Below are 25,584 nucleotides of genomic sequence, written 5' to 3'. Positions count from 1 at the left end.
AGCCCAAGGCTGCAGACTGCGTGACAATCACGGAGCGGGGCAAGCCTCGGGCATCTTGCCGAGGCTTGCCGCTTGAACCTGCTTTTTATTGGGGGTTGGCCCGAGTGCTCGACAGCAGTGACGCCAGGTTGGCCGCCTTTGGCTTCACCAGCCAGAAACGACGCAGATAGTCGTCGAGGTTTTCCAGGAGTTTCGCGCCCCATGCGCTGCCAGTTTCGGCGACATATTCGCGCAGCACTTCCTGTAGATGGCTACGGTGGGCTTCCATGGCCTCACCCGTGATCCGCTGCAGGTTGACCAGTTCGTTGTTCACCCGGTCGACGAAGCTGTTGTCCATATCCAGAACATAGGCGAAACCGCCGGTCATACCGGAACCGAAGTTATAACCGGTCTTGCCGAGGACACAGACAAAACCGCCGGTCATGTACTCACAGCAATGATCGCCGGTGCCTTCCACAACCGCATGGGCGCCAGAGTTACGCACGGCAAAACGCTCACCCGCGGTACCCGCAGCGAACAACTTGCCGCCCGTGGCGCCATACAGACAGGTATTGCCAACGATGGCCGAATGCTGCGATTCGAAAACGCTGCTCTTGGGCTGGGTAACCACCAGTTTGCCACCGGTCATGCCTTTACCGACGTAATCGTTGGCATCCCCTTCCAGATACAGATGCAAGCCGCCCGCGTTCCAGACGCCGAAGCTCTGACCGGCGGTGCCCTTGAAGCGGAAGGTGATCGGCGCGTCCTTCATGCCCTGGTTGCCATGCACTTGGGCGATCTCGCCGGAGACCCGGGCGCCGATGGAGCGGTCGCAATTGCAGATGTCCAGTTCGAACTCACCGCCACTCTTGGCATCAATGGCAGCACGAGCGAGCTTGACCATTTCCTCGGCCAGCAACCCCTGATCGAACGGTGGGTTCTTCTCCACCTGACAGAACTGCGGCTTGTCGGCCGGAATGTGATCGCTGCCGAGCAATGGCGACAGATCCAGATGGTTCTGCTTAGCAGTTTCACCTGGCAGCAGCTCGAGCAGATCGGTACGCCCAATCAGCTCCTGAAGGGTGCGCACACCAAGCCGTGCCAGCCACTCGCGGGTTTCTTCAGCCACGAAGGTGAAGAAGTTGACCACCATGTCGACCGTGCCGATGAAATGGTCCTTGCGTAGCTGATCGTTCTGCGTGGCGATACCGGTGGCACAGTTGTTCAGATGGCAAATACGCAGGTACTTGCAACCCAGCGCAATCATCGGGGCGGTGCCGAAACCGAAGCTCTCGGCGCCGAGAATAGCGGCTTTGACCACGTCCAGGCCGGTCTTCAACCCGCCGTCGGTCTGTACGCGAACCTTGCCCCGCAGGTCGTTGCCGCGCAAGGTCTGGTGCGTTTCGGCCAAGCCAAGTTCCCAGGGCGATCCGGCATAACGAATGGAGGTCAACGGCGAGGCGCCTGTGCCACCGTCGTAGCCGGAGATGGTGATCAGGTCGGCGTAGGCCTTGGCAACGCCAGCGGCAATGGTGCCGACCCCAGGCTCGGCCACCAGCTTGACCGAAACCAGCGCCTTGGGATTGACCTGCTTGAGGTCGAAGATCAGCTGGGCCAGATCCTCGATCGAATAGATGTCGTGGTGTGGCGGCGGCGAAATCAGCGTGACGCCCGGCACCGCGTAACGCAGCTTAGCGATCAGGCCGTTGACCTTACCACCCGGCAGCTGGCCACCTTCGCCGGGCTTGGCACCCTGTGCGACTTTGATCTGCAGTACTTCGGCGTTGACCAGGTATTCAGGCGTGACACCGAAGCGGCCAGTAGCCACCTGCTTAATCTTCGAGCTGCGCTCAGTGCGATAACGCGCAGGATCTTCACCGCCCTCACCGGAGTTGGAGCGCGCGCCAATGCGATTCATCGCCGCAGCAATCGCCTCGTGCGCTTCCGGGGACAGCGCGCCGAGCGAAATGCCGGCGGAGTCGAAGCGCTTGAGGATCTGTTCCAGCGGCTCGACTTCTTCAAGCGCAAGCGGCTGCTCCGACACTTTGAGCTTGAGCAGGTCTCGCAGCATCGCCGCTGGACGCTGATCCACTAGTGCGGTGTATTCCTTGAAGCGGCTGTAGTCGCCTTCCTGCACGGCGACCTGCAACGCCGCTACGACATCGGGGTTGTAGGCGTGGTATTCACCACCGTAGACGAACTTCAGCAAGCCGCCTTGCTGGATCGGCTTGCGTGCACTCCAAGCCTCGGTCGCCAACGCTTTCTGTTCGGCTTCCAGATCGACGAAGCGCGCACCCTTAATACGGCTGGCGACCCCACGGAAACTGACATCGACAATCTCGTCAGCCAGACCCACGGCTTCGAACAGCTGAGCGCCACGGTACGAGGTGATGGTTGAGATGCCCATCTTCGAGATGATCTTCAGCAGGCCTTTGGAGATCCCCTTGCGGTAGTGCTTGAACACCTCGTAGAGGTCGCCAAGTACTTCGCCAGTGCGGATCAGGTCGCCGAGCACTTCGAACGCCAGGAACGGATAGACAGCGGTCGCACCGAAACCGATCAGAACGGCGAAGTGATGCGGATCGCGTGCAGTGGCGGTTTCAACCAGAATATTGCAGTCGCAGCGCAGACCGGTTTCGATCAGGCGGTGATGGACAGCACCTACGGCCAGCGATGCATGCACCGGCAGCTTGCCTGGCTGGATGTTGCGGTCGCTGAGGATCAGCATGACCTTGCCGCTGCGCACAGCCTCTTCGGCTTGGTCAGCGATATTGCGAACCGCCGCTTCCAGGCCGAGAGACTCGTCGTAGTTGAGGTCGATCAGATGGCGCTCGAAACCTGGACGGTCGAGCTCCATGATCGTCCGCCATTTCGCAGGAGAGATCACTGGTGTGGTCAGGATCGCGCGATTGGCGTGATCGGCGGTTTCTTCGAAGACGTTACGCTCTGCGCCCAGGCAGGTTTCCAGTGACATCACGATCGACTCGCGCAGCGGGTCAATCGGCGGGTTGGTGACCTGCGCAAATTGCTGACGGAAGTAGTCGAACGGTGAGCGAACTCGGCGCGACAGCACGGCCATCGGCGTGTCGTCGCCCATGGAGCCGACGGCTTCCTGACCCTGCTCCGCAAGAGGCCGCAGAACCTGGTCACGCTCTTCGAAGGTGACCTGGAACATCTTCATGTATTGCTTAAGCTGGTCGGCATCGTAAAACGCCGAGCCATGGTCGTTATCGTCCAGGGTCGACTGGATACGCAACGCGTTCTGGCGTAACCAGGTCTTGTACGGATGCTGAGACTTCAGACGGCTATCGATGTCATCGGTATGCAATACCTGTCCGGTTTCGGTATCCACCGCCAGGATCTGCCCTGGCCCGACACGACCCTTAGCGATCACGTCTTCCGGCTTGTAATCCCAGACACCCACTTCGGAAGCCAAAGTGATGTAGCCGTTCGTCGTCGTAACCCAGCGCGCAGGGCGCAGACCATTGCGGTCGAGCAGGCAGATCGCATGGCGTCCATCGGTCAGCACTACGCCCGCAGGACCGTCCCAAGGTTCCATGTGCATGGAGTTGAATTCATAGAAGGCGCGCAGATCGGGATCCATCGTCTCGACGTTCTGCCAGGCCGGAGGAATGATCATGCGCAGGCCACGGAACAAATCCATACCGCCGGTGACCAACAGCTCCAGCATGTTGTCCATGCTTGAGGAGTCTGAGCCCGTACGGTTGACCAGCGGATCGAGGGCTTCCAGGTCTGGAAGCAGCTCATTGGCAAACTTCAGTCGGCGCGCCTGCGCCCAGTTGCGGTTGCCGGTGATGGTGTTGATCTCGCCGTTATGAGCGAGGAAACGGAACGGTTGAGCCAACGGCCATTGCGGCATCGTATTGGTGGAGAAGCGCTGATGGAACACGCAGATGGCCGTGGCCAGACGCTCATCGCCGAGATCGGGATAGAACTGCGCCAGGTCCGCCGGCATCATCAAACCTTTGTAGATGATGTCTTTGTCGGAGAGGCTGCAGACGTAGAATTCCTTGTCACCTGCGAGGGCGACTTCGGCACGGCGGCGGGCGAAGAACAGCTTGATGCCGAAATCACGTTCGGACAGGCCTTCCGCCGAGACGAATACCTGTTCGATGCGCGGCAGGCGCTCCAAGGCGAGACGGCCCAGAACAGTGGTATCGACTGGAACCTCACGCCAGCCAACCAGGGTCAGACCCTGGGCAGCAATCTGCTCGTTGAGGCTGGTCCGGGCCGTTTCCGCCTTGGCCGCGTCCTGGCTGAGAAAGATCATCCCGACGGCGTAAAGCGCCGGCAGATCGGCATCGAAATGCTGCTTGGCCATGGCGCGAAGAAACGCGTCAGGCTTCTGCATCAGCAGGCCGCAACCATCGCCGGTCTTACCGTCAGCGTTGATGCCGCCCCGGTGAGTCATGCAGGTGAGTGATTGAATTGCGGTCTGAAGCAGGTGATGGCTTGCCTCGCCTTGCATGTGGGCGATCAGACCGAAGCCGCAGTTATCCTTGAACTCTTCAGGACGAAACAGACCTGCTCTCATAGGCACTCCACCAGCTAAATGCGTTGTAAATCAACCCCTTATTGACGGCGCACAGAATCGCCCCGTCATACACGTGGGCAAAAGGGGGAGCAGTTTACAAAGCCCGGTAGAGCGACACAATTTTATTTTTGCAAGCCCCAAAACAGGGCACCGCGCACTATTTTGGGGCAATCACTGGCGAGTCGGCGAGATTTCCTGCTGGACGCTCATGAAACTCCGCACCCAAGGCTTACCAGCCTGCAGCGAGGGCGGCAATTTCTTGATGGCCTCCAACGCAGCATTACGACTGGGGAAACTGCCGTAGGTCACAACATATAAGGGCCTACCCTCATGCTGCTTGACAAAATAACGGAAACCGTCACCTTGCCGTTTAACCAATGCCTCAGCGTTCGCTTGGGTCCGCGTACCCAACACCTGAACCAGGTAGTTGGTTTTGGACTGGTTGGCGTACCAGTTCGCAGGGGAGGCAGGCGCATCCGCGACAACTTGACGCACGGGTTCCCGCGGCACCTCGGCTACGCGATTGGGCTGAGCGGCCGGAGGCTCCACTGCCACCGGGGCGGCGATTTCTGCAGGCGCTTGAATACTGTCGTCAGCCAGTTCCTCAACAGGCGCCGGCTCCTCGATAGCCTGTGCCGATGAATCATCCGCCTCGGCACTACCAGCAGCAGCAAGTGGCTCTCGGATAACCAGTTGAGCAGGCGGCACCGGGACGATCTCCGACGCCGTATCGGCCTCCTCGTCAAGCGCCTCGGTTACCGGGGCCGTCCCCAGCGGCAATGCGGTGGTGACAGCCGTCGCTGACGAGTCATCCGAGCCTCGCATCATCAGCAAGGTGATCAAGACGATGAAAACGACGACGACCAGAGCGAGCACGTGCTTCATGGGTAGCGGCAAGCTCCATCCGGCCGACTTTCGACGCCCTTTCGACTGCTGCATTGCCTCGAGAAGCTCCTCTCTAGCGGTCTGGTTTATGGCACCCGGCCATCCGCCGGAATCGACATGAATTCGCTCGACCTGCTCTTCAGTAAAACAATCCAGCCCAGATCCAGCCCCTTCGAGGCGCAGCGCGAGATACTCGCGAGTTTCATCTTGCTCGTACGGTTGAAGCGCAATCACATGGAAGCGCTCCTCACCTTCTACCAACGCCTCCAGACGCGCCACCAGAGTATGCTCACCGAAGAGAAAGACGTGCGGCCGCCCTTCAGGGCTACCCTGAGCGAGTCGCAGCAAGGTTTCGACGGCCGCCCCCGTAAGCCGTTCGGCATCATCGACCAGCAGATACACTTCCTGACCGGTCAACGCCAATTGAATGATCTGCGCCATGATCGAGTCGAAGTCGGCGCGCTGACTGCCAAGCGCTTGGGCGATCTGCTGCAAAAGAATGTTCGAATCGAGCGTTTCCTGTGGCGAGATGACCACGCTCTGAACCGCCTGCTTGTTACTGCTGGCCACAAGGGCCTGACGCACCAGTGTTTTGCCGCTACCCTCGGGCCCCGTCACTACCAGTAGCAACTGGCTGTAGCGAGCAAGGTGATGCAACTGCCCAAGCACTGGCTTGCGCTGAGCTGGGAAGAACTTGAAGCCGGGTACGCGTGCAGCAAAGGGATCATGACTGAACCCGTAATGATTCAGATACGAATCGTCAGCAGACAAACTGGACATGGAAATCTCTTAGGTTCTGACTATTGCGTAAGCGCGTCGTAGTTGACGTTCAATGTGGCCTCTAGCACTTCACGGGGGAAGTCACCGGTTACCACGGCTTCGCCCAGGCGCTTGAGCAGCACCAATCGCAACTGGCCGTTCAGCACTTTCTTGTCGACTGCCATGTGCTTTAGGAAATCCTCAGCACTCATGTCGACTGGAGGCACAACTGGCAAACCGGCACGCGACAGCAAGCGCACTGCGCGATCTCGCTCATCGGCACTAATCCACCCCAGCCGGCTCGACATCTCGAGGGCCATGACCGTGCCCGCCGAGACCGCCTCGCCGTGCAGCCATACTCCATAGCCCTGATGGGTCTCGATGGCATGGCCGAACGTATGACCAAGATTGAGCGTGGCGCGAATGCCTGACTCTCGCTCGTCCGCTCCAACCACCTTGGCCTTAGCCTCACAGGAACGCTTTATCGCTTCGGTGAGCGCCACTTGATCCAACGTTCGAAGCCTGTCGATATTCTCCTCAAGCCAGCCGAGGAACGGCTCGTCACAGATCAATCCGTATTTGATGACCTCGGCGAGGCCGGCGGACAACTCGCGCGACGGCAGAGTTGCCAGAGTGGAAGTGTCGATCAGCACTGCCTGCGGTTGGTAGAACGCACCGATCATGTTCTTGCCGAGCGGATGATTGATACCCGTCTTACCGCCCACCGAGGAATCGACTTGAGATAGCAGAGTTGTCGGAACCTGAATGAAGTCGACGCCTCGCTGGTAGCTGGCAGCTGCGAAACCGGCCATATCGCCGATGACGCCGCCGCCCAGCGCGACGATCGTGGTGTTGCGATCATGCCTAGCCGAGAGCAACGCATCAAAGATCAACTGCAGGGTCTGCCAGTTCTTTTGCGCCTCTCCATCGGGGAGCACGATCGGGGTCAGCTTGAATTCGCCAAGGCTGCGCGAAAGGCGCTCAAGATAGAGCGGCGCAACGGTGTCATTAGTAACGATTGCAACCTGCTTGCCACGGATATGGCGGGCCAACAGCTCACCCTGATCGATGAGCTGCGCACCAATCATGATCGGGTAGCTTCGCTCGCCGAGATCGACCTGTAGAGTCTGCATGGGGCCCCCATGATTAAAGGGGACTAGGATAGCGCAGATCGGCCCAAGCTTTCACGAGCCCCAGGAGACTGGAGCTGACTGAGAATCTCCTGCACCACCAGGCGCGGGGGGCGCTCGTCCGTCTGAATGATGATGTCGGCAATTTCGCGATACAACGGGTCCCGAACAACCATCAAACCGGTCAGCACCTCGCGGGGGTTCGAAGCTCGCAGCAACGGTCGATTGCGATCCCGGGAGGTACGGTCAAGCTGCTGATCGACCGAAGTGCACAGGTAGATAACGCGCCCGCCTGTGCGCAATACTTCGCGATTGTCCTTTCTAAGCACCGCACCGCCACCCGTTGCCAGCACGACGCCGCCCATTTGGCATAGCTCCTGAATTGCGACGTGCTCCCTCTCCCGAAAACCCTGTTCGCCTTCAACGTCGAATATCAGCGGAATGCTGGCACCGGTCCGCTGCTCGATCTCCTTGTCGGAGTCCCGAAAGGGGAGACGAAGCTCCTTGGCAAGCAGGCGTCCGATGGTGCTTTTTCCAGCTCCCATCGGACCTACGAGGATAATGTTTTTCAATGACGTTAACGATTCACGGCGATGGCCTGATGATTCAGGATTCTAGGTGTAAGGAACACCAACAGTTCAGATTTGGCATCCGTCACGACATCGCGACGAAACAAGCGGCCAAGATAAGGCACATCGCCTAGAAACGGAACCTTGTCGACGCTTTTCGACTGGCTGTTGGAGAACACACCACCGATAACGACAGTTTCCCCATCGTTGACCAAAACCTTGGCGTTGACTTCGTTCTTATCGATTGGAGGGACGCCGTTCAACGCATTGCGGAAGTCTGGTGCGTCTTTAGTGACCTTGACCTCCATAATGATGCGGTTATCCGGCGTGATTTGAGGGGTTACTTCCAAGGATAGAGCCGCTTCTTTGAATGAGGTACTTGTAGCGCCACTGGAACTGGCCTCCTGATAGGGAATTTCCGTACCCTTCAGAATCTTCGCCGTTTCTTTGTCCGCCGTCATGACCTTCGGCTGGGATACGACCTCTCCGTTTCCGGTTTTCTCCATCGCAGAGAGTTGAAGATCCAATAGGAGGTGATCAGAAAGAAAGCCGATGCCCACGCCGGACGTGCTTCCTAGTACTCCCATGTCCACAAAAGGAACCGGTGCCGTGCCCTCTTCCAGCGTATAACTACCGACCTTTTTCGTTCCTGGCGGTCTCAAGATCCCGTCGTCGTCGACTGCCCTGGCGCCATCCTTGCCATAGGCACTCCACTGATCGTTCACAACGTTACCACCCCACCGTACGCCCAACGCTTTATCGTAGCCAACATTTGCCTCAACAATGCGCGCCTCAATCATCACCTGCCGAACCGGGATGTCCAGCTGAGTTACGATACGGCGTAGTTCATCCAAACGCTCTTGGGTTTGGTAGGCAATTATATTGTTTGTGCGGTCATCAACCGCGATGGAGCCGCGCTCGTCAGCCTGCCCATCGACCGCAGTCACCGACTGAAAGAGTTTCGCAATATCCGCTGCCTTAGCATAATTCACCTGCACGACCTCACGACGGAGGGGCGCCAGCTCGGCAATTTGCCGCTTGGACTCCAACTCTTGACGCTCCCGCGCGGCGATCTCGTCTGCCGGAGCCACCAGCAGAACATTCCCCACCTGGCGTTTGTCGAGGCCTTTGGTTTTGAGCACCAGGTCCAGCGCCTGATCCCAGGGTACGTTCTGCAAACGTAGAGTGATGTTGCCCTGTACGGTATCGCTAGCCACCAAGTTTAGGTCAGTAAAATCTGCAATCAACTGCAGAACAGAGCGAACGTCAATATCTTGAAAATTCAGTGAAAGCTTCTCACCGGAATAGGTGAAATGTTCGGCCTTGCGTTGCTCGGCATCTGCCTCGCTGAGCGGCTTGACGCTAATGGTCAGCTTGTCGTCAGTCTGGTACGCCAGGTAGTCGTATCGACCGCTGGGCTCGATAGTAATACTGGCGCCATCTGCCTTGCTGCTTGAATCGACAAATTTAACTGGCGTAGCAAAGTCTTGGACGTCCAGCCGAACACGCAGCGATTCCGGCAATTGCGTCTTGGCGAAGGAAACTCGAATTTTACCGCCTTGCTCTTCAATACTTGGGCTGATCGAAGGGTCAGACAAGGTAATGACTACATTGCCGGCCCCGTCATCCCCACGGCGAAAATCGATATTGCTGATGGATTTTCCAATAGCCAGGGGAGGATTCGGTGCGGCAGACGTCGTAGAGACCGCGGGAGCAGCTGAAGTAGCAGCTTGGACACTAGCGGATTCGCCGAGCACCACGAACAGGTTGTTGCCGTCAACACGGGTCGAGTACGGAACCAGAGAAGTGAGATTCACGATGAGTCGGGTACGTCCCTGCGCCTCCACAACGGTCACGCTTCGCGCATTACCGACACCCAGCTCATGGTTTTTCGACCCCAGCTTGCTGGATACGCCTGGCAGATCAAGAGCGATGCGGGCTGGCTGGTCGAGCGTATAGCCACGAGGGGTGGGAACCGGTTCGTCGAAGGCCAGCTTCAGCTCAACGCGGTCGCCGGGCAACGATGCGACATCAAGTGAATTCAAATTTGCTGCCAGCAATGCAGGCGAAATGAGCGCTGCCAGCACTGACAAACCGAGACGAGTGAGAGTGGTATTCATAAAAGGCTTCCGTTGTGCAGACCGGTATAGGTTTTCCATTTTTGCCATGACTCAAGAACGCTCTTTCAAGGTCAGGCTACGCGGGCGCTCAAGCCACCCACCCTCTCCGTCCGGAACGATTTCAAGCACATCCACCTCGGCCTCGCTGATCTCAACGATACGGCCATGGTTGCGCCCCAGATAGTCACCGACCTTGACTCGGTGAACCCCGTCACCACCTTTGATCAAGGCGTAGTTACCTGCGCCATTGGCCAGCGTGCCAACCATGACGAAGTTTTCAATGTTGAATTCCTCAAGAAACTGCTTGATGCGGCTTTCATCGGGCTTTATATCCTTTGTCCCTTTCTGCCGCTGAGTCAGATCAATCTTCATAGGCGGCTGGAACGGATGGCGCAACGACGCCGCGCTGTAGGTAAACGCCTCGTACGGCAGAAACGCTGGAAGGGGCTCGATCGAACCTTTCGGCTTGGCACGCACTTCATCCATGTAACTGCGCAGATCGTCGAAATCTCCGCTGACACCGCACCCAGCCAGCACCATCATGCCCAGGCCTATCGCCGCAAGTCGGGCTCCTTTCATTTCTGCAGCCCCTTATCGTTATAGCGATAGGTCTTTGCCAGGATGCTCATGTGCAGCTTGGAAGACGAATCCTTACTGTTCGGCTTAATCTCGAAATCATGCAGGGTAACGATGCGTGGCAAGCTCGATACGCCGCTCACGAAAGTGGCGAGGTCGTGATAAGCGCCAACGACTTTGATCTGTATCGGCAACTCGATATAGAACTGCTGTGTCACTTCTGGCTGCAGCTTGATTTCTTCGAATTCGAGCCCGCTGCCCAGGCCGGTACGGGTGATATCCTCAAGCAAACCCGGCACCTCGGTATCACTCGGCAACTGGCGCAGCAGAGCACCAAAGGACGCTTCCATCTCAAGCATCTGCGCCTTGTAAGCCTCCAGGTTCGCCGCCTGAAATGCTTTCGTGGAGAACTGTTGCTTGAGCCTATCTTCCTCTGCCACTTGCTGGTCGAGGCTGGCCTGCAGATCACTGAGATAGAAGTAGTAACCACCGCCGAGAATCAGAGCCATCAGCAATATCGCAGCGATGACCTTTACCGCTGCGGGCCAGGAACCCAGGTTGTTCATGTCCAGATCAGACAGATCGACGCTACGGAGACTCTCCATCGAGCTAGCCAGACTCATGGTTTCTCTCCTTCGACAGCAGCAGCCGGTTGTGTCTGTTGTACCGTTAACTGGAACACGCTCTCCTGGTCGACCGCCCCTGCGGTGACGGCCTTCACTTCGTTCAGGTTCGGCGCATCCAGCCAATCAGAGCCATCCAAATTACGCATCAGGTTAGAGACTCGGTTGTTTGACTCAGCAGCGCCGACGATGGCGATGTTTTTCCCGGTCATCTTCAACCCGGTGAAGTAAACGCCATCGGGAAGCGTGCGAACCAGTTGGTCGAATACACGGCCGATGATCGGACGATTCCCCTGCAGATCCTGGATAATTTTCATCCGCTCGAGCAGTTGTTGCCGACGCTCTCTCAATTCCTTGATTTCTGCGATTCGGGTATCCAGAACGGCAATTTCCTTGCGAACGAAATCGTTACGCGCGTTCTGTTGCTCGATGGCATGAGTGAAGTACTGGTCTGCAAGAAACAATAAACCCACTGCCACAACGGCCACCCCGGCCAGCGACACCAGGAAACGCTGTTTACGCTCTTCGCGTAGCTGCTCGCGCCAAGGTAAAAGGTTAATCCGGGCCATCAGTCGAAACTCCTCAAGGCCAACCCACAAGCGATCATCAGGGACGGGGCATCACTGGCGAGAGCGCCAGCGTTGACCTTGCTGCTCAATGCCATATCGGCGAACGGGTTGGCGACTAAAGTCTGGGTTCCGATTTTCTGTTGAATCAGCCGATCCAACCCCGGGATCGATGCCGTACCGCCTGCCAGAAGAATGTAATCCACATCGTGGAACTGCCCGGCAGCGAAGAAGAACTGCAGAGAGCGCGAAACCTGTTGAACGACCGCTTCCTTGAACGGCTGCAACACTTCGCTGTCGAAGTCGTCTGGGAGTCCTCCCTGTTTCTTGGCCAGGCCCGCCTCTTCCATTGACAACCCATAACGCCGTTGTATTTCCTCGGTGAGCTGACGACCACCGAACAGTTGTTCTCGCGTATAAATAGTACGGCCGTTGTGCAATACGCTGAGCGTGGTCATGGTCGCACCGATGTCGACGAGCGCGACGGTCAGCTCGTCATGTCCAGCACCCAACTGGGGCGCCAGCAAGCCATAGGAGCGCTCCAACGCATAGGCTTCGACATCAACGACCTTTGCCGTCAGCCCCGCCAAGGCGAGCGCCGCTTCACGTATTTCCACGTTTTCCTTGCGGCATGCTGCCAGTAGCACTTCAACCCGGCCAGGCGAACGAGGGGCGGGACCCTGCACCTCGAAATCGATGGCAACCTCTTCGAGAGGGTAGGGAATGTACTGATCAGCTTCGATCTTCAACTGGTTTTCCAGCTCTTCGTCGCTGAGCCCGGCTTCCATCTCGATGCTTTTAGTGATGACCGCCGAACCAGATACCGCCACAGCAGCCGACTTGACTCCAGTTTTTGCCTTGCCTAACAGTCGGGAAAGCGCCTGCCCCACGCCCTCCAGCTCAGCGATGTTTTTTTCAACCACAGCATTTGGCGGGAGTGGCTCAACCGCATAGGACTCAACCCGATACCGGGAACCTGAGCGGCTTAATTCCAGTAGCTTGACGGACGTCGAACTGATGTCGATCCCAAGCAGCGTGTTCGCTTTCTTAGTGAATAGCCCTAGCACGGCTGATTTCCTATCTCTATCCGCTACTTACGGATTAATTATGTATGTCAGCATTAGATAACAGCCTTGACAGAAGCGCAAATGGCTCCCCTACAGAAAAACCGCTTATAATGTGAACGGTTTTTCCTTTCAGCACCGTCTGCGGCATACACCTCATTCCCCATCCTGGATTCAACGAAACCCGATGCGTTTTCTGAAGTTTTTCCTATGGTCGTGCTTGGCTATTTTCTGCGGACTTTTGCTCAGTCTCAGTGGCGCGTTTCTCTATCTCAGCCCCAACCTGCCATCTGTCGACTCGCTACGCAGCATACAGCTCCAGATTCCGCTGCGTGTCTACAGCCACGATGACAAGCTGATCGCCGAATATGGCGAAATGCGTCGCTCCCCTATCAGCTTCGATGAAATACCCAAGGATTTCATCGCCGCTTTGCTGTCGGCAGAAGACGATAACTTCGCGAATCATTATGGCGTTGATGTTTCCAGCCTGATGCGCGCTGCCACGCAATTATTGAAAACCGGCCATATTCAGACCGGCGGCAGCACCATCACCATGCAGGTGGCGAAGAATTACTTCCTGACCAGCGAGCGCAGCTTTTCGCGCAAGATCAATGAAATCCTCCTCGCTCTTCAGATTGAACGAGAACTGAGTAAGGATGAGATCCTTGAGCTGTACGTTAACAAGATCTACCTAGGAAACCGCGCCTACGGAATAGAAGCTGCAGCGCAGGTGTACTACGGCAAATCAATCAGCGAGCTGAGCTTGGCGCAGATGGCGATGATAGCCGGCCTGCCCAAGGCACCTTCAGCCTTCAATCCGCTCGCGAACAAGGAACGAGCCAAGGAGCGACGAGACTGGATTCTCGGCCGAATGTATCGCCTCGGGAAAATAGACGAGACCCGCTATCACAAAGCATTGGCGGAACTCGTCGATGCGTCCTATCACGGCTCCTCGCCCGAACTTGACGCACCTTACATTGCCGAAATGGCACGCGCCGAAATGGTCGGCCGCTTCGGCAGCGCCGCATACACAGACGGATTCCGCGTCCACACTACCGTCAGCAGCGAACGTCAGATCGCTGCCAACCAAGCCCTTACCCAGGGACTAATCGAATACGACCAGCGCCACGGCTATCGTGGCCCGGAAGCTCACCTGGCCGGCACGGATGAAGCAGACTGGCTGAGGCAGCTCGGTGACTATCGCAGCCAGTCCGGGATGCAACCGGCTGTCGTCAGTAGCACCTCAAAAGAGTCCGTTCAGGCGCTACTTCGAGACGGCAGCGAACACAGCATCGCCTGGGAAAGTATGAAGTGGGCCCGCCCATTCATTAATACCAACAGCCTGGGGCCGCAACCGAAGGCACCGTCCGACGTGGTCAAACCGGGAGATGTCATTCGGATCCGCATTGTCGAAGGCGAAGCGCTGTTCAGCCAGGTACCCCAGGCGCAGGGCGCACTGGTATCTCTCGATCCGCTTGATGGATCCATTGAAGCACTGACCGGAGGGTTTTCCTTTGGGCAAAGCAATTACAACCGCGCCATTCAGGCCAAGCGCCAGCCCGGCTCGAGCTTCAAACCCTTCGTTTATAGCGCCGCACTGGATGCAGGGTTCACCCCTGCCACACTTGTTAACGACGCCCCCATCGTGTTCGTCGAAGAAGGCCTAGACCGCGTTTGGCGACCCAAGAACGATAACAACACCTTCCTAGGCCCGATCCGCTTGCGAGAGGCACTGTACAAATCACGCAACCTAGTGTCGATTCGCCTGCTGCAAACGCTCGGCATCCCGCAGACCATCGACTACATCACACGTTTTGGATTCAAGCCCGAAGACCTGCCAGCGAACTTGTCGCTTGCGCTTGGCACAGCAACCTTGACGCCAATGGAAATCGCTACCGGCTGGACAGCATTTGCCAATGGCGGCTACAAGATAGAGCCCTATTTGATAGAGCGGATCGAGGATAGAGACGGGAAGGTGATATTCAGCGCAGATCCTGTGCGCGTGCCAGAACGCAACACTGCTGATCCAACCTCTGGAGCCCCGCCCGAGGCGACAGCCATTGCCTACGCACAGAACGACTCGTTCATTGCCGACGACCGCTCAGAGCTGGCCCAGCCCCCCAGGCACGCCGAACAGATCATTGATGATCGGACCGCTTACATCATGACCAGCATGCTGCAAGACGTCATCAAACGAGGCACGGGCAGAAAAGCCTTGGCGATGGGCCGTGGCGATATTGCGGGAAAGACCGGGACCACGAACGAATCAAAAGACAGCTGGTTCTCGGGCTATAACGCAGACATCGTCACCACCGTCTGGACCGGGTTCGATCAGCCTCAGAGCCTCGGTCGCCGTGAGTACGGCGGCACGGTAGCCCTGCCCATATGGATGAAGTACATGAGCGCTGTGCTGGAGGGCAAACCTGAACATGCCCCTGCTGAGCCTGAAGGCATCCTGACCCTGCGCATCGACCCTGACAGTGGCCGCGCAGCGGCACCAGGGACACCAGATGCCTATTTCGAAATATTCCGAAGCGAAGATTCACCGCCCGGCATGAACGATGAGCTGATGCCAGGCGCAACCATCCCTGGCAGCCCGCTACCGGCCAGCGAAACGGCACCTATGGATCTTTTCTAAAAGTCGAATACTACGTGAGAGCGTAGCCGAGCTCCGCTAAGCGTTCTGCGGGATTTCGATGATAAAAAAACCGGCCATTGGCCGGTTTTTTTAACTACAGCCCCATCAAAGCGGAGCCATAGACCACCACTCAACCACCGAAGACGTCGTCGACAGACTTAAGCGGGTAGTTCGAGGGGTAGGGCAGAGTCGCCACGCCACTTTCAATGGCAGCCTTGGCGACCGCATCGGAAACCAGTGTGATCAGGCGCCGATCCATAGGCTTCGGAATGATGTATTCCCGACCGAACTCCAGACTGTCAACGCCATAGGCGGCCGCCACCTCGGCCGGCACCGGCAGCTTGGCGAGGTCACGCAGCGCCAGCGCGGCTGCTATCTTCATTTCCTCGTTGATGCGCTTGGCCCGGACGTCCAGCGCACCGCGGAAAATGAACGGGAAGCCCAGCACGTTGTTGACCTGATTCGGATAATCCGAACGGCCGGTTGCCATGATTACATCGGAGCGCGTCGCGTGCGCCAGCTCCGGACTGATCTCAGGGTCCGGGTTGGAGCAGGCAAATACGACCGGATTGGCTGCCATACGCTTGAGACCCTCGGCACTCAGCAGATTGGCGCCCGACAGGCCCACGAAGACGTCGGCACCGTCTAGCGCGTCATCCAGGGTGCGCTTGTCGGTCTCATGTGCAAACACTGCTTTGTACTGGTTTAGATCGTCACGACCCGCATGGATAACACCCTTGCGATCGATCATGAAGATGTTCTCGATTTTCGCACCCATGCTAACCAGCAACTTCATGCAGGAGGTTGCAGCGGCGCCGGCGCCAAGGCAGACGATTTTTGCCTGCTCCAAAGACTTACCGGCAATTTCCAGTGCATTGAGCATGCCCGCTGCAGTGACGATAGCCGTGCCGTGCTGATCGTCATGAAATACGGGAATGTCGCATTGTTCGATCAAGGTCCGTTCGATCTCGAAGCACTCAGGCGCCTTGATGTCTTCCAGATTGATCCCACCAAAGGTGATGGAGATACGCTTGACGGTATCGATAAAGGCCTGCGGACTCTCCGCATCGACTTCGATATCAAACACATCGACCCCAGCGAATCGCTTGAACAGTACACCCTTGCCTTCCATAACCGGCTTGGATGCCAGTGGCCCAAGGTTGCCAAGACCGAGAATTGCGGTGCCATCGGAAATCACCGCAACCAGATTGCCTTTGCCGGTGTATCGATAAGCCAACTCAGGATCTCGGGCGATCTCCCGGACCGGCTCCGCCACACCAGGACTGTAGGCCAGCGAAAGATCGCGAGCGGTGGACGTGGGCTTGGTCAGCTCGACGCTCAACTTTCCCGGACGGGGCTGGGAATGGTAGTCGAGAGCGGCAGTTTTCAGGTCAGTCATGGGGCAATTCCGCTTATTTTACTGGGACAGACAGGTGGTCGAGGATACGCCAAGACCGAGCGCCGTCACAAGGGAACGGAAAACCTGACTGTCAAGGTCTGGCCGTACGACTTTGGCGACGGCTTCAGGACAAAGGCATGAGCATCGACGGGTGGCTTAGCTTCAACAACCAACGCGCCCGCCGCGACCGATCACCACGACTCTTTCGGTCGATAACCCAGCCCCTGACCTCGACATCCTTGCCAGACAACCCCTTCAACGCATCATCGAAAGCGGCAACGACCTGAGGAGGGATCTGCACCACAAGCGAACCACCCAGTTCCAACCAGACACCTCCTCGGTTGGTCTCCATGCGCTCGACACGGGCCCTGACAATCGCAAACCCACCGCCACGCACGCGGTCCACCGCGATCACAGGAGGTTGCCGCCAAACCCCTTTGCCAGCAGAACGCGCCTGCCGCTCCGCCGCTCGCTGGCATTCGGCCAACGACACGTTCGGCGCGATGGCGATAAAGAAGCCCAATCCCTCGGCAAGCATTTGCGCTTCCAGATTTTCGCCATGTTTGTCGAAGGCGTGAGCAAGAACGCGTCCGTAGTGATCCCTGGATTGCCGACCAATTCTTATAGCGACATAACCATCATTGGTGCTCACCAACGATTGCAGCCGATTCCTTGCAGCCTCTGCAAACGGCTCGGCACTGCGCCCTTTACGGCCCATTTCGGTGGCATTCAACCCAATGAGTCGCACACTGCGACCATCGACCAGCCGCAGCGTATCGCCATCAATAACTGTCGCGACCTTCACGCGCGAGAGCGGCTCGCTGGCCGGGCAAAGCGCCGCAGCTTGCAAGCTGAAGAAGATAGAAACGAAAAAGGCGCCCACCAGGGACGCCTTTTTCAGTTGCTCGGAGAATCTCATCGGATTCCCGTAGCGACGACAGCTTGTTACTTGGCGCCAAACACACCAAAGCGCTGCTTGAAGCGGTCGATACGGCCGCCGGTATCCAGCACTTTCTGCTTGCCGGTGTAGAACGGATGGCACTCAGAACAAACGTCGATGCTCAGGTTCTTGGCCAGCGTAGAGCGAGTCTTGATGACGTTGCCGCAGCTGCAAGTGGCGTCGATTTCTACGTAATTAGGATGGATATCGGCTTTCATGGAAAAATCCTCTAGGACTTGTGCCGCCACCCGACCCTATGTCGAGTACCGCACGGAAGGGCGCGAATAATAACAGAGCAAGTAGGCGATGCAAGGGCTGCTGATCGGACAGATATCGCCTCACCCCACAGCCCAAGACTACAGGCCAGCCTGCTACCCCGCCGGATCGTTTAAGATCGGCACTCGCCGCCAAGGACTTTCGCGTGCCCCGATCCATACTCCGCCTCGCGCTGCCCTCGCCATTGCGCAGACTCTTCGATTACCTCCCACCTGCTGGGGTCTCAAACGCCCGGCTGCAGCCGGGTATGCGCCTGCGCGTACCGTTTGGCCGACGCGAAATCATCGGGATACTGGTAGAGGTCGTCAGTCACAGCGAAGTCCCCGACGCGAAGCTCAAACCGGCTCTGGAGTTGCTCGATGCGCGACCTCCCCTACCGTCGCCGCTGTTCAAGCTATGCCTGTGGACTGCCCAGTATTACCAGCACAGCCTCGGCGACACGCTCAGCTGGGCGCTGCCAGTCCTGCTGCGCCAGGGCGAACCCGCCGAGGCGAGACAGGAGCGCTTCTGGCATGTAGTCAACGGCGCGCGGCCCGACGATCCGAGACTGAGCCGGGCGCCACGCCAACGCGAAGCACTGAAGACCATCGCTCAGCATCCTCACGGCGTGGCGCATGCCCTGCTTTCGCAGATGCAGCTGAGCAAAGACAGCCTCGATTTGCTGTTGCAGAAAGGTCTGCTGCGCGTCGAGACCCGGCGCTGCCACCAGACTCGGCAGCACCAGGGCAGCTGGCTGCTGCAGGCGGAATTACCGCTGAACCAGCAGCAACGCGCCGCCTTCGAAGCCATTCACTCAGGCCTGGATGGCTTTCAGGCATACCTGCTCGCCGGCGTCACCGGGAGTGGCAAGACAGAGGTCTACCTGCAGCTGATCCATCAGGTGTTGGAGGCCGGCAAGCAGGCTCTGGTGTTGATTCCCGAGATCAACCTCGGGCCACAGACCCTGGCGCGCTTCGAAAAACGCTTCAATGCCCGCATCGCCCTGCTCCACTCCAATGTCAACGACCGCGAACGTCTAGATGCCTGGCTTGCGGCGCGGGACGGCGAGGCGGACATCATCATCGGTACCCGCTCAGCATTGTTCACCCCGATGAAAAACCCGGGGTTGATCATTCTCGATGAAGAGCATGATGCCTCTTATAAACAGCAGGAAGGCCTGCGCTATCACGCACGCGACCTCGCCGTGGTCAGAGCGCGCCAAGAGAACGTCCCGATTTTGCTGGGGTCGGCGACGCCGTCGCTGGAAAGCCTGCACAACGCGCACAGCGGGCGCTACGGGTTATTGAAGCTGACCGAGCGTGCCGGAGGGGCTCAAGCGCCGCGCTTTCTGCGCCTGGACATAAAGAGCCGCCCGCTCGATTCCGGCATTTCCGGCCCATTGCAGCAGGCCATGGCGCAGACACTTGCCGCTGGACAGCAGGTGCTGGTCTTCCTCAACCGGCGCGGCTTCGCCCCCTCGCTGCTGTGCCACGATTGCGGATGGATCGGCCAGTGCCCTCGCTGTGACGCCAGGATGACGCTGCATCAGCGTCACAACGAGCTGCGCTGCCACCACTGCGGGCATGCCGAACGCCCGCCGCATAGCTGTCCAGACTGCAACAAGCTCGACCTGAGGCCCGTAGGCGCGGGTACTGAGCGAGCGGAGGAGCGACTCGCAACGCTCTTTCCTGACTACCCGGTGCTACGCATCGATCGTGACAGTACCTCACGCAAAGGCTCGATGGAGCAGCTGCTGGCCACCATCAACCGTGGCGAGCCATGCGTGCTGGTGGGCACTCAGATGCTCGCGAAGGGCCACCACTTCCCGCGCGTGACCTTGGTCGCCATTCTTGATGCGGACGGTGGTTTGTTTTCGGCCGATTTCCGCGCCAGCGAACGGATGGCTCAGCTGATCGTGCAGGTAGCCGGCCGCGCTGGGCGGGCCGAGGAGCCCGGCAAAGTGATCATCCAGACTCACCTGGCTGACCACCCGCTGCTGGTTCAGCTGACCGAGCAGGGCTACTTCGCCTTCGCTGAGCAGGCGCTGAGCGAGCGTCGCGCGGCTGGCTTGCCTCCTTTCAGCCATCTTGCGCTGTTGCGGGCCGAGGCGGTGAAACCCGGCCAGGCCGAAGACTTCCTCGATCAAGCCTGTATTCAGGCCGAACAGCTGATAGCGCAACTCGGCCTGACGGGTGTCGAGCTGCTGGGGCCAGTGCCCGCTCCGATGGAGCGACGTGCCGGGCGTTTTCGTGCGCAGCTGCTACTACAAGCTAACGCCCGCGCACCACTGCATAACCTTATGAGCGCCTGGATGCCGCAGGTAGAGACATTGCCGGGTAGCCGCACCGTCCGCTGGTCGTTGGATGTTGACCCAATCGACCTGTTCTGATGTTGGCCTGTCGCACAGACTCCAGCGCAACTAAGCGCCTTAAGCCTTGAAGGTTCGGCCTCGGGGCACCGATAATGCCCAGTTTTCGACCAAAGCCTTCGGCCGACCGAGCACATCATGAAAGACAGCATTCGCCATCTGATCCAGCAAGCCCTGGCCCGTCTCACCGCCGAAGGCGTGCTGCCGGAGGGGTCGAACCCGACTATTCAGGTGGAGAACACCCGCGACAAGACCCACGGCGACTTTGCCAGCAACGTCGCGATGATGCTGGCAAAGCCCGCCGGGATGAAGCCGCGCGATCTGGCGCAAAAGCTCATCGAAGCATTGCCAGCAGACCCCAGCGTCAGCAAGGTCGAGATCGCCGGCCCGGGCTTTCTCAATTTCTTCCAGAACAGCGCTGCGTTGGCGCAGCGGTTAGAAGCCGCCCTCGCCGACCCTCATCTCAGCGTCAGCAAAACGGGCTCCAAGCAACGCGTTGTGGTCGACCTCTCCTCACCGAACCTGGCGAAGGAAATGCACGTCGGCCACCTGCGCTCGACCATCATCGGCGACGCCGTGGCGCGCGTGCTCGAATTCCTCGGAGACGAGGTTATCCGGCAGAACCACGTGGGCGATTGGGGCACCCAGTTCGGCATGCTGCTGGCTTACGTGAAGGAACAACCGAAAGGGTTCGACTCACCGGAGCTGGCGGACCTGGAAGGCTTCTACCGCGCAGCGAAGCAACGGTTCGACGAATCGACCGAGTTTGCCGAACGCGCGCGCAAGCTAGTCGTGGAGCTGCAAGCAGGCGATGCCGAATGCCTGCGGCTGTGGAAGCAATTTAACGAACTCTCACTCAGCCATGCGCAAGAAGTCTACGACCGCCTCAATGTCATGCTCACCCCGGACGATGTAAAAGGCGAAAGCGCCTACAACGCCGAACTCGCCGACATAGTCGCATCGCTCAAGGTCAAAGGGCTGCTGACTGAGAGCAACGGAGCCCAATGCGTCTTTCTCGATGAATTCAAGAACGCCGAAGGCAACCCGCTCCCGGTGATTGTGCAGAAAGCCGGTGGCGGCTACCTCTACGCCACCACTGACCTGGCCTCCATGCGCTACCGCAGTCAGCAGCTAAAGGCTGATCGCGCGCTGTATTTTGTCGATCAGCGCCAAGCACTGCATTTCCAAATGACCTTCGAGGTTGCTCGACGCGCCGGCTTCGTCCGCAGCGACATGCAGCTCGAGCACATGGGTTTCGGCACCATGAACGGTGCCGATGGCCGCCCCTTCAAGACCCGGGATGGCGGCACGGTGAAGCTGGTTGACCTGCTCGATGAAGCCGAGCAGCGCGCCTACAGCCTGGTTAAAGGCAAAAACCCGGATCTTGACGAAGGGGAGCTGCGGCAAATCGCCCGCGCTGTGGGCATCGGCGCAGTGAAATATGCAGACCTGTCCAAGCACCGCACCAGCGATTACAGCTTCAACTTCGAGCAGATGCTCAGCTTCGAAGGCAACACCGCCCCCTACCTGCTTTACGCCTACACCCGGGTGGCCAGCGTGTTTCGCAAGCTGGGTACCGGCATGGATGGACTCGGCGGCGAGATCAACCTGGAAGCCGAACAAGAACAAGCACTAGGCGCGAAGCTGGCTCAGTTCGCCGAGGTGCTCAACGGTGTGGGTGAGAAAGGTGTTCCCCATCTGCTGTGCAGCTATCTATACGATCTGGCAGGGCTGTTCTCCAGCTTCTACGAACACTGCCCGATACTCACCGCTGAGAGCGAGACGGTTAAACAGAGTCGCCTGCGCCTCGCCGCCCTGACCGGCAAAACGCTGAAACAGGGCCTTGCCCTGCTTGGCCTGGAAACGCTGGAGCGGATGTAAGTGGCAGCCAGGAAAAAACCCGCCCCGAAACGTGGCGCGAGCCGCTACCAGGCACCCGCCAAGAAGCCGGTACCCGGCTGGATCTGGCTCGTGTGTGGACTGGTCATTGGCGGCTTCATTGTGTTCCTGATGAACCTCGAACCTGGCGGCGATGAGATCCAGCGCACCAAGGACACAGCGAAATCCAAGGAGCAGCCGAAGCGTTCGCCTCCCGCCACGGGCCAGCCAGCCAAACCGAAGTACGACTTCTATACGCTGCTGCCTGAGTCGGAAGTGATCTTGCCGCCAGAGGCGCCAAAGCCCGAGCCGCCCAAGCCGGTCACACCGGAAGAGGCTGCAAAGATCGACGCGGCGCGCGCCGAAGCCGCTCTGAATGGCCAGGTACCACCACCTCCGCCTACAGTGGCCAAGGCACCGGTGACTCAGTTTTTCTTGCAGGCCGGCTCGTTCCGCAAGAAGCCCGAAGCGGAAAAGGTTAGGGCGCAGATCATTCTGCTCGGCCAGGATGTACGAGTTGAAAGCGTGACCGTGCGTGACGAGGACTGGTATCGGGTGCTGGTCGGGCCATTTGCCGACCGAGCACGACTCGATCAGGCCCAGAAGGCGCTATCAGCAAGCGGTTACAAGAACCTGCTGCTTCAACAGCGCCAGGCGCGCTGAGCCGAGGCTTTAGTTCAAGCACGGGAGCAGCGCTGTAGCCGGCGCTGCTTCTCTGTCGACGGGCAGCGCCCGCCCGGCGCTCAGCTCTTACGATCCCGAGGCGCATAGGCGAATACGTCTGCACGCATCTGTTTTGCATCCATTCCCGCCTCCACCAATGCATCCAGCGTGCCGTAGACCATCGCGGGAGACCCGCTGGCGTAGACGTGAACTGGCTGGAGATCGGTGAAGTCCTCGCAGACTGCTTGATGCAACATGCCGCGCCGCCCCGCCCACTCACAAACATCACTGACAATCTGATGCAGACGGAGATTGGGCAGCTGTTGCCACTCCTGCCAATGCGTCAACTGATAGAAGTCTTCCGGGCGACGCACCCCCCAGTACAGATGCACCGGATGGGCGAAGCCCTCGGCTCGGCAATGCTCGATCAGACTGTGCATCTGCGCCATCCCGGTGCCTGCAGCAATCAGCACCAATGGCCCCTCTGGCAGCTCGGCGAGGTGGGTATCGCCGAACGGCATCTGCACGCGAGCCGTCCCGGTGCGCCTGATTTGCTGCAGCAGGTCGATCGCTGACGATTCACGCGCTAGCACGTGGAGCTCCAGCTCACGTCCGCGCCCTGGCGCGGACGCTAGCGAAAAGGCGCTGTATTCGCCATCCTCCCGCTCGAGCAGCAAATACTGCCCAGCATGGTAGCGTGGCAGTTTACCGGCCGGCGCACGGAGTAACAGGCGAAACACGTCGCCCCCCACCTCTTCACAGCTGACGAGCTGGCAACTCAGCGTACGCACCGGTAGCTCCCCCGGCGCAAGCACACCATCCCACAGCAGAACGCAATCTTCCTCTGGCTCAGCCAGGCAGGCGAAAACTTCGCCATGATCATGGCTTTCGCCACGCTGACGCACCCGGCCGTCAACCAGCAGTGCAGCGCATATCAGGCAATTACCGTTGCGGCATGCTTGCGGACAGTCGTAGCCCAACCGCCGCGCGGCGTCGAGAATCAACTCACCACGTTCGACGTCGAGCACTGCTCCGGAGGGTTGCAGGGTTACTTTCATCAATTCAAAACCTGAGTAAATGCGCGGCTGTCATCAGTCGATGCCAAGCTCGGCCCAGAGTTCGTCGACCCTACGCTTCACCGCCTCATCCTGCACGATGGCACGCCCCCATTCACGGGTAGTCTCGCCGGGCCACTTATGAGTGGCATCGAGGCCCATCTTGCTGCCGAGACCGGACACCGGCGAGGCAAAGTCTAGATAGTCGATTGGTGTGTTCTCGATCAGCACCGTATCGCGCTTGGGATCCATGCGCGTGGTGATGGCCCAGATAACGTCATTCCAATCCCGTGCGTTGATGTCATCGTCGGTAACGATGACGAACTTTGTGTACATGAACTGCCGTAGAAAGCTCCATACGCCCAGCATCACGCGCTTGGCGTGGCCGGGGTACTGTTTTTTCATGGTTACCACCGCCATGCGGTAGGAACAGCCTTCCGGCGGCAGATAGAAATCAGTGATCTCGGGAAACTGCTTCTGCAGGATCGGTACAAAAACCTCGTTGAGCGCGACACCCAGTATCGCCGGTTCATCTGGCGGCCGACCGGTATAGGTGCTGTGATAGATAGCGTCGCGACGTCGGGTGATGCGCTCCACGGTGAACACCGGGAAGCGATCGACCTCGTTGTAGTAGCCGGTGTGATCACCGTACGGCCCTTCATCGGCCATCTCGCCAGGCTGAATGTAACCTTCCAGAACAATTTCAGCACCGGCCGGCACCTGCAGATCGCTACCCCGGCATTTGACCAGCTCGGTACGGCTGCCGCGTAACAAGCCAGCAAAGGCATATTCGGAGAGCGAATCCGGAACCGGAGTAACAGCGCCGAGGATCGTGGCCGGATCAGCGCCGAGTGCCACCGCCACTGGGTAGGGTCGGTCGGGATACTTCTCGCACCACTCACGAAAGTCCAGCGCACCGCCTCGATGGCTGAGCCAGCGCATGATCACCTTGTTGCGACCAATCACCTGCTGGCGATAGATACCGAGGTTCTGCCGCTCCTTGTTAGGGCCCTTGGTGATTGTCAGCCCCCAGGTGATCAGTGGCCCAGCATCGCCTGGCCAGCAGGTCTGAACCGGCAGCAGAGACAGATCAACATCCTCACCTTCGACGACCAGCTCCTGACAGGGCGCATCCTTGAGCACCTTGGGCGCCATGCTGATGACCTTCTTGTAGATCGGTAGCTTGCTCCAGGCATCCTTTAGCCCTTTTGGCGGCTCCGGCTCCTTGAGAAAGGCCAAGAGCTTGCCGATCTCGCGTAGCTCGGACACTTCCTCCGCCCCCATACCCAGAGCAACGCGCTTGGGTGTGCCGAAGAGATTTCCGAGAACCGGCATATCGAAGCCGGTCGGGTTCTCGAAGAGCAGCGCCGGCCCCTGCTTGCGCAGGGTTCGATCGCATATCTCGGTCATTTCCAGAACGGGAGAAACGGCGGCTGAAACGCGCTTGAGTTCACCGCGCTGTTCCAGGCCTCGGATAAAGTCGCGCAGATCGCGATACTGCATTGCTTGAGCCTCGCAGGGGCCGGCGGGTGTCCGGGCGGAAAGTGTAGCCTTGGTGCAGG

The 25,584-nt window shown here is 58.7% G+C and carries 18 protein-coding genes; 4 read left to right on the top strand and 14 right to left on the bottom strand.

The window, feature by feature from the left end:
- Positions 1 to 85: 85 nt before the first annotated feature.
- The 9 genes from C1896_02650 to C1896_02610 form a co-directional block, all read right to left on the bottom strand.
- Positions 86 to 4,534 carry a glutamate synthase large subunit gene (locus C1896_02650; GenBank protein AZZ43919.1) on the bottom strand — a complete coding sequence of 1,483 codons (4,449 nt, stop codon included), beginning with the start codon at positions 4,532 to 4,534 and terminating at the stop codon, positions 86 to 88.
- Between the two features lie 171 nt (positions 4,535 to 4,705).
- A complete protein-coding gene (locus C1896_02645; GenBank protein ID AZZ43918.1) occupies positions 4,706 to 6,199 on the bottom strand; it encodes a cell division protein in 1,494 nt (497 codons plus the stop codon).
- 20 nt (positions 6,200 to 6,219) lie between these two features.
- Positions 6,220 to 7,311, bottom strand: coding sequence for a 3-dehydroquinate synthase (locus C1896_02640; protein ID AZZ43917.1), 1,092 nt, complete (start codon positions 7,309 to 7,311; stop codon positions 6,220 to 6,222).
- Between the two features lie 23 nt (positions 7,312 to 7,334).
- Positions 7,335 to 7,880, bottom strand: a complete 546-nt coding sequence (locus C1896_02635; protein AZZ43916.1) for a shikimate kinase AroK — start codon at positions 7,878 to 7,880, stop codon at positions 7,335 to 7,337.
- Between the two features lie 5 nt (positions 7,881 to 7,885).
- Entirely contained in the window at positions 7,886 to 9,997 is a 2,112-nt protein-coding gene (locus tag C1896_02630; protein AZZ43915.1) for a type IV pilus secretin PilQ, read from the bottom strand.
- A gap of 51 nt (positions 9,998 to 10,048) precedes the next feature.
- On the bottom strand, positions 10,049 to 10,576 hold the full coding sequence (locus C1896_02625; GenBank protein AZZ43914.1) for a pilus assembly protein PilP: 528 nt from the start codon (positions 10,574 to 10,576) through the stop codon (positions 10,049 to 10,051).
- Positions 10,573 to 11,196, bottom strand: a complete 624-nt coding sequence (locus C1896_02620) for a pilus assembly protein PilP (GenBank protein AZZ43913.1) — start codon at positions 11,194 to 11,196, stop codon at positions 10,573 to 10,575. Before C1896_02620 ends, C1896_02625 begins: the two co-directional genes overlap by 4 nt.
- Complete coding sequence (locus C1896_02615) at positions 11,193 to 11,765, bottom strand: pilus assembly protein PilN (GenBank protein ID AZZ43912.1); 573 nt, start codon at positions 11,763 to 11,765, stop codon at positions 11,193 to 11,195. Before C1896_02615 ends, C1896_02620 begins: the two co-directional genes overlap by 4 nt.
- A complete protein-coding gene (locus tag C1896_02610; protein AZZ43911.1) occupies positions 11,765 to 12,829 on the bottom strand; it encodes a pilus assembly protein PilM in 1,065 nt (354 codons plus the stop codon). The genes C1896_02615 and C1896_02610 overlap by 1 nt, the downstream gene beginning before the upstream one ends.
- Before the next feature lie 184 nt (positions 12,830 to 13,013).
- Here C1896_02610 and C1896_02605 point away from each other — a divergent pair, with 184 nt between their 5' ends.
- Entirely contained in the window at positions 13,014 to 15,464 is a 2,451-nt protein-coding gene (locus tag C1896_02605) for a peptidase (GenBank protein ID AZZ43910.1), read from the top strand.
- Positions 15,465 to 15,594: 130 nt separating this feature from the next.
- Here C1896_02605 and C1896_02600 read toward each other — a convergent pair whose 3' ends face one another.
- The 3 genes from C1896_02600 to C1896_02590 all read right to left on the bottom strand — a co-directional run bounded on the left by C1896_02600 (position 15,595) and on the right by C1896_02590 (position 18,021).
- Positions 15,595 to 16,863, bottom strand: coding sequence for a malate dehydrogenase (locus C1896_02600; GenBank protein ID AZZ43909.1), 1,269 nt, complete (start codon positions 16,861 to 16,863; stop codon positions 15,595 to 15,597).
- Between the two features lie 124 nt (positions 16,864 to 16,987).
- Positions 16,988 to 17,782 carry a nuclease gene (locus C1896_02595; GenBank protein AZZ43908.1) on the bottom strand — a complete coding sequence of 265 codons (795 nt, stop codon included), beginning with the start codon at positions 17,780 to 17,782 and terminating at the stop codon, positions 16,988 to 16,990.
- A gap of 26 nt (positions 17,783 to 17,808) precedes the next feature.
- The gene (locus C1896_02590; GenBank protein ID AZZ43907.1) at positions 17,809 to 18,021 is read right to left on the bottom strand and encodes a 50S ribosomal protein L31; all 213 of its coding nucleotides are present in this window, start codon (positions 18,019 to 18,021) and stop codon (positions 17,809 to 17,811) included.
- A gap of 203 nt (positions 18,022 to 18,224) precedes the next feature.
- Between C1896_02590 and C1896_02585 the strand changes: the two genes are divergently transcribed.
- The 3 genes from C1896_02585 to C1896_02575 all read left to right on the top strand — a co-directional run bounded on the left by C1896_02585 (position 18,225) and on the right by C1896_02575 (position 22,967).
- Positions 18,225 to 20,447 carry a primosomal protein N' gene (locus C1896_02585; GenBank protein AZZ43906.1) on the top strand — a complete coding sequence of 741 codons (2,223 nt, stop codon included), beginning with the start codon at positions 18,225 to 18,227 and terminating at the stop codon, positions 20,445 to 20,447.
- Positions 20,448 to 20,564: 117 nt separating this feature from the next.
- Entirely contained in the window at positions 20,565 to 22,307 is a 1,743-nt protein-coding gene (locus C1896_02580; protein ID AZZ43905.1) for an arginine--tRNA ligase, read from the top strand.
- Positions 22,308 to 22,967, top strand: a complete 660-nt coding sequence (locus tag C1896_02575) for a cell division protein (GenBank protein ID AZZ43904.1) — start codon at positions 22,308 to 22,310, stop codon at positions 22,965 to 22,967.
- An 80-nt stretch (positions 22,968 to 23,047) separates the two neighbouring features.
- Here C1896_02575 and C1896_02570 read toward each other — a convergent pair whose 3' ends face one another.
- Together C1896_02570 and C1896_02565 are read right to left on the bottom strand one after the other, a co-directional pair.
- Complete coding sequence (locus C1896_02570; protein AZZ43903.1) at positions 23,048 to 24,025, bottom strand: CDP-6-deoxy-delta-3,4-glucoseen reductase; 978 nt, start codon at positions 24,023 to 24,025, stop codon at positions 23,048 to 23,050.
- Between the two features lie 33 nt (positions 24,026 to 24,058).
- A complete protein-coding gene (locus C1896_02565; GenBank protein ID AZZ43902.1) occupies positions 24,059 to 25,525 on the bottom strand; it encodes a 4-hydroxy-3-polyprenylbenzoate decarboxylase in 1,467 nt (488 codons plus the stop codon).
- Positions 25,526 to 25,584 lie beyond the last annotated feature (59 nt).

This window comes from Pseudomonadaceae bacterium SI-3, from assembly GCA_004010935.1.
Lineage (GTDB): Bacteria > Pseudomonadota > Gammaproteobacteria > Pseudomonadales > Pseudomonadaceae > Stutzerimonas.
Note: the sequence above shows the minus strand (reverse complement) of the source record. Positions and strands in the feature narration are given on the sequence as shown.

Excerpts from the sequence above, each read along its gene's own strand:
- C1896_02650 (AZZ43919.1), bottom strand. The coding sequence starts at position 4,534 with ATGAGAGCAGGTCTGTTTCGTCCTGAAGAGTTCAAGGATAACTGCGGC.
- C1896_02645 (AZZ43918.1), bottom strand. The coding sequence starts at position 6,199 with ATGTCCAGTTTGTCTGCTGACGATTCGTATCTGAATCATTACGGGTTC.
- C1896_02640 (AZZ43917.1), bottom strand. The coding sequence starts at position 7,311 with ATGCAGACTCTACAGGTCGATCTCGGCGAGCGAAGCTACCCGATCATG.
- C1896_02630 (AZZ43915.1), bottom strand. The coding sequence starts at position 9,997 with ATGAATACCACTCTCACTCGTCTCGGTTTGTCAGTGCTGGCAGCGCTC.
- C1896_02625 (AZZ43914.1), bottom strand. The coding sequence starts at position 10,576 with ATGAAAGGAGCCCGACTTGCGGCGATAGGCCTGGGCATGATGGTGCTG.
- C1896_02620 (AZZ43913.1), bottom strand. The coding sequence starts at position 11,196 with ATGAGTCTGGCTAGCTCGATGGAGAGTCTCCGTAGCGTCGATCTGTCT.
- C1896_02615 (AZZ43912.1), bottom strand. The coding sequence starts at position 11,765 with ATGGCCCGGATTAACCTTTTACCTTGGCGCGAGCAGCTACGCGAAGAG.
- C1896_02605 (AZZ43910.1), top strand. The coding sequence starts at position 13,014 with ATGCGTTTTCTGAAGTTTTTCCTATGGTCGTGCTTGGCTATTTTCTGC.
- C1896_02600 (AZZ43909.1), bottom strand. The coding sequence starts at position 16,863 with ATGACTGACCTGAAAACTGCCGCTCTCGACTACCATTCCCAGCCCCGT.
- C1896_02595 (AZZ43908.1), bottom strand. The coding sequence starts at position 17,782 with ATGAGATTCTCCGAGCAACTGAAAAAGGCGTCCCTGGTGGGCGCCTTT.
- C1896_02590 (AZZ43907.1), bottom strand. The coding sequence starts at position 18,021 with ATGAAAGCCGATATCCATCCTAATTACGTAGAAATCGACGCCACTTGC.
- C1896_02580 (AZZ43905.1), top strand. The coding sequence starts at position 20,565 with ATGAAAGACAGCATTCGCCATCTGATCCAGCAAGCCCTGGCCCGTCTC.
- C1896_02570 (AZZ43903.1), bottom strand. The coding sequence starts at position 24,025 with ATGAAAGTAACCCTGCAACCCTCCGGAGCAGTGCTCGACGTCGAACGT.
- C1896_02565 (AZZ43902.1), bottom strand. The coding sequence starts at position 25,525 with ATGCAGTATCGCGATCTGCGCGACTTTATCCGAGGCCTGGAACAGCGC.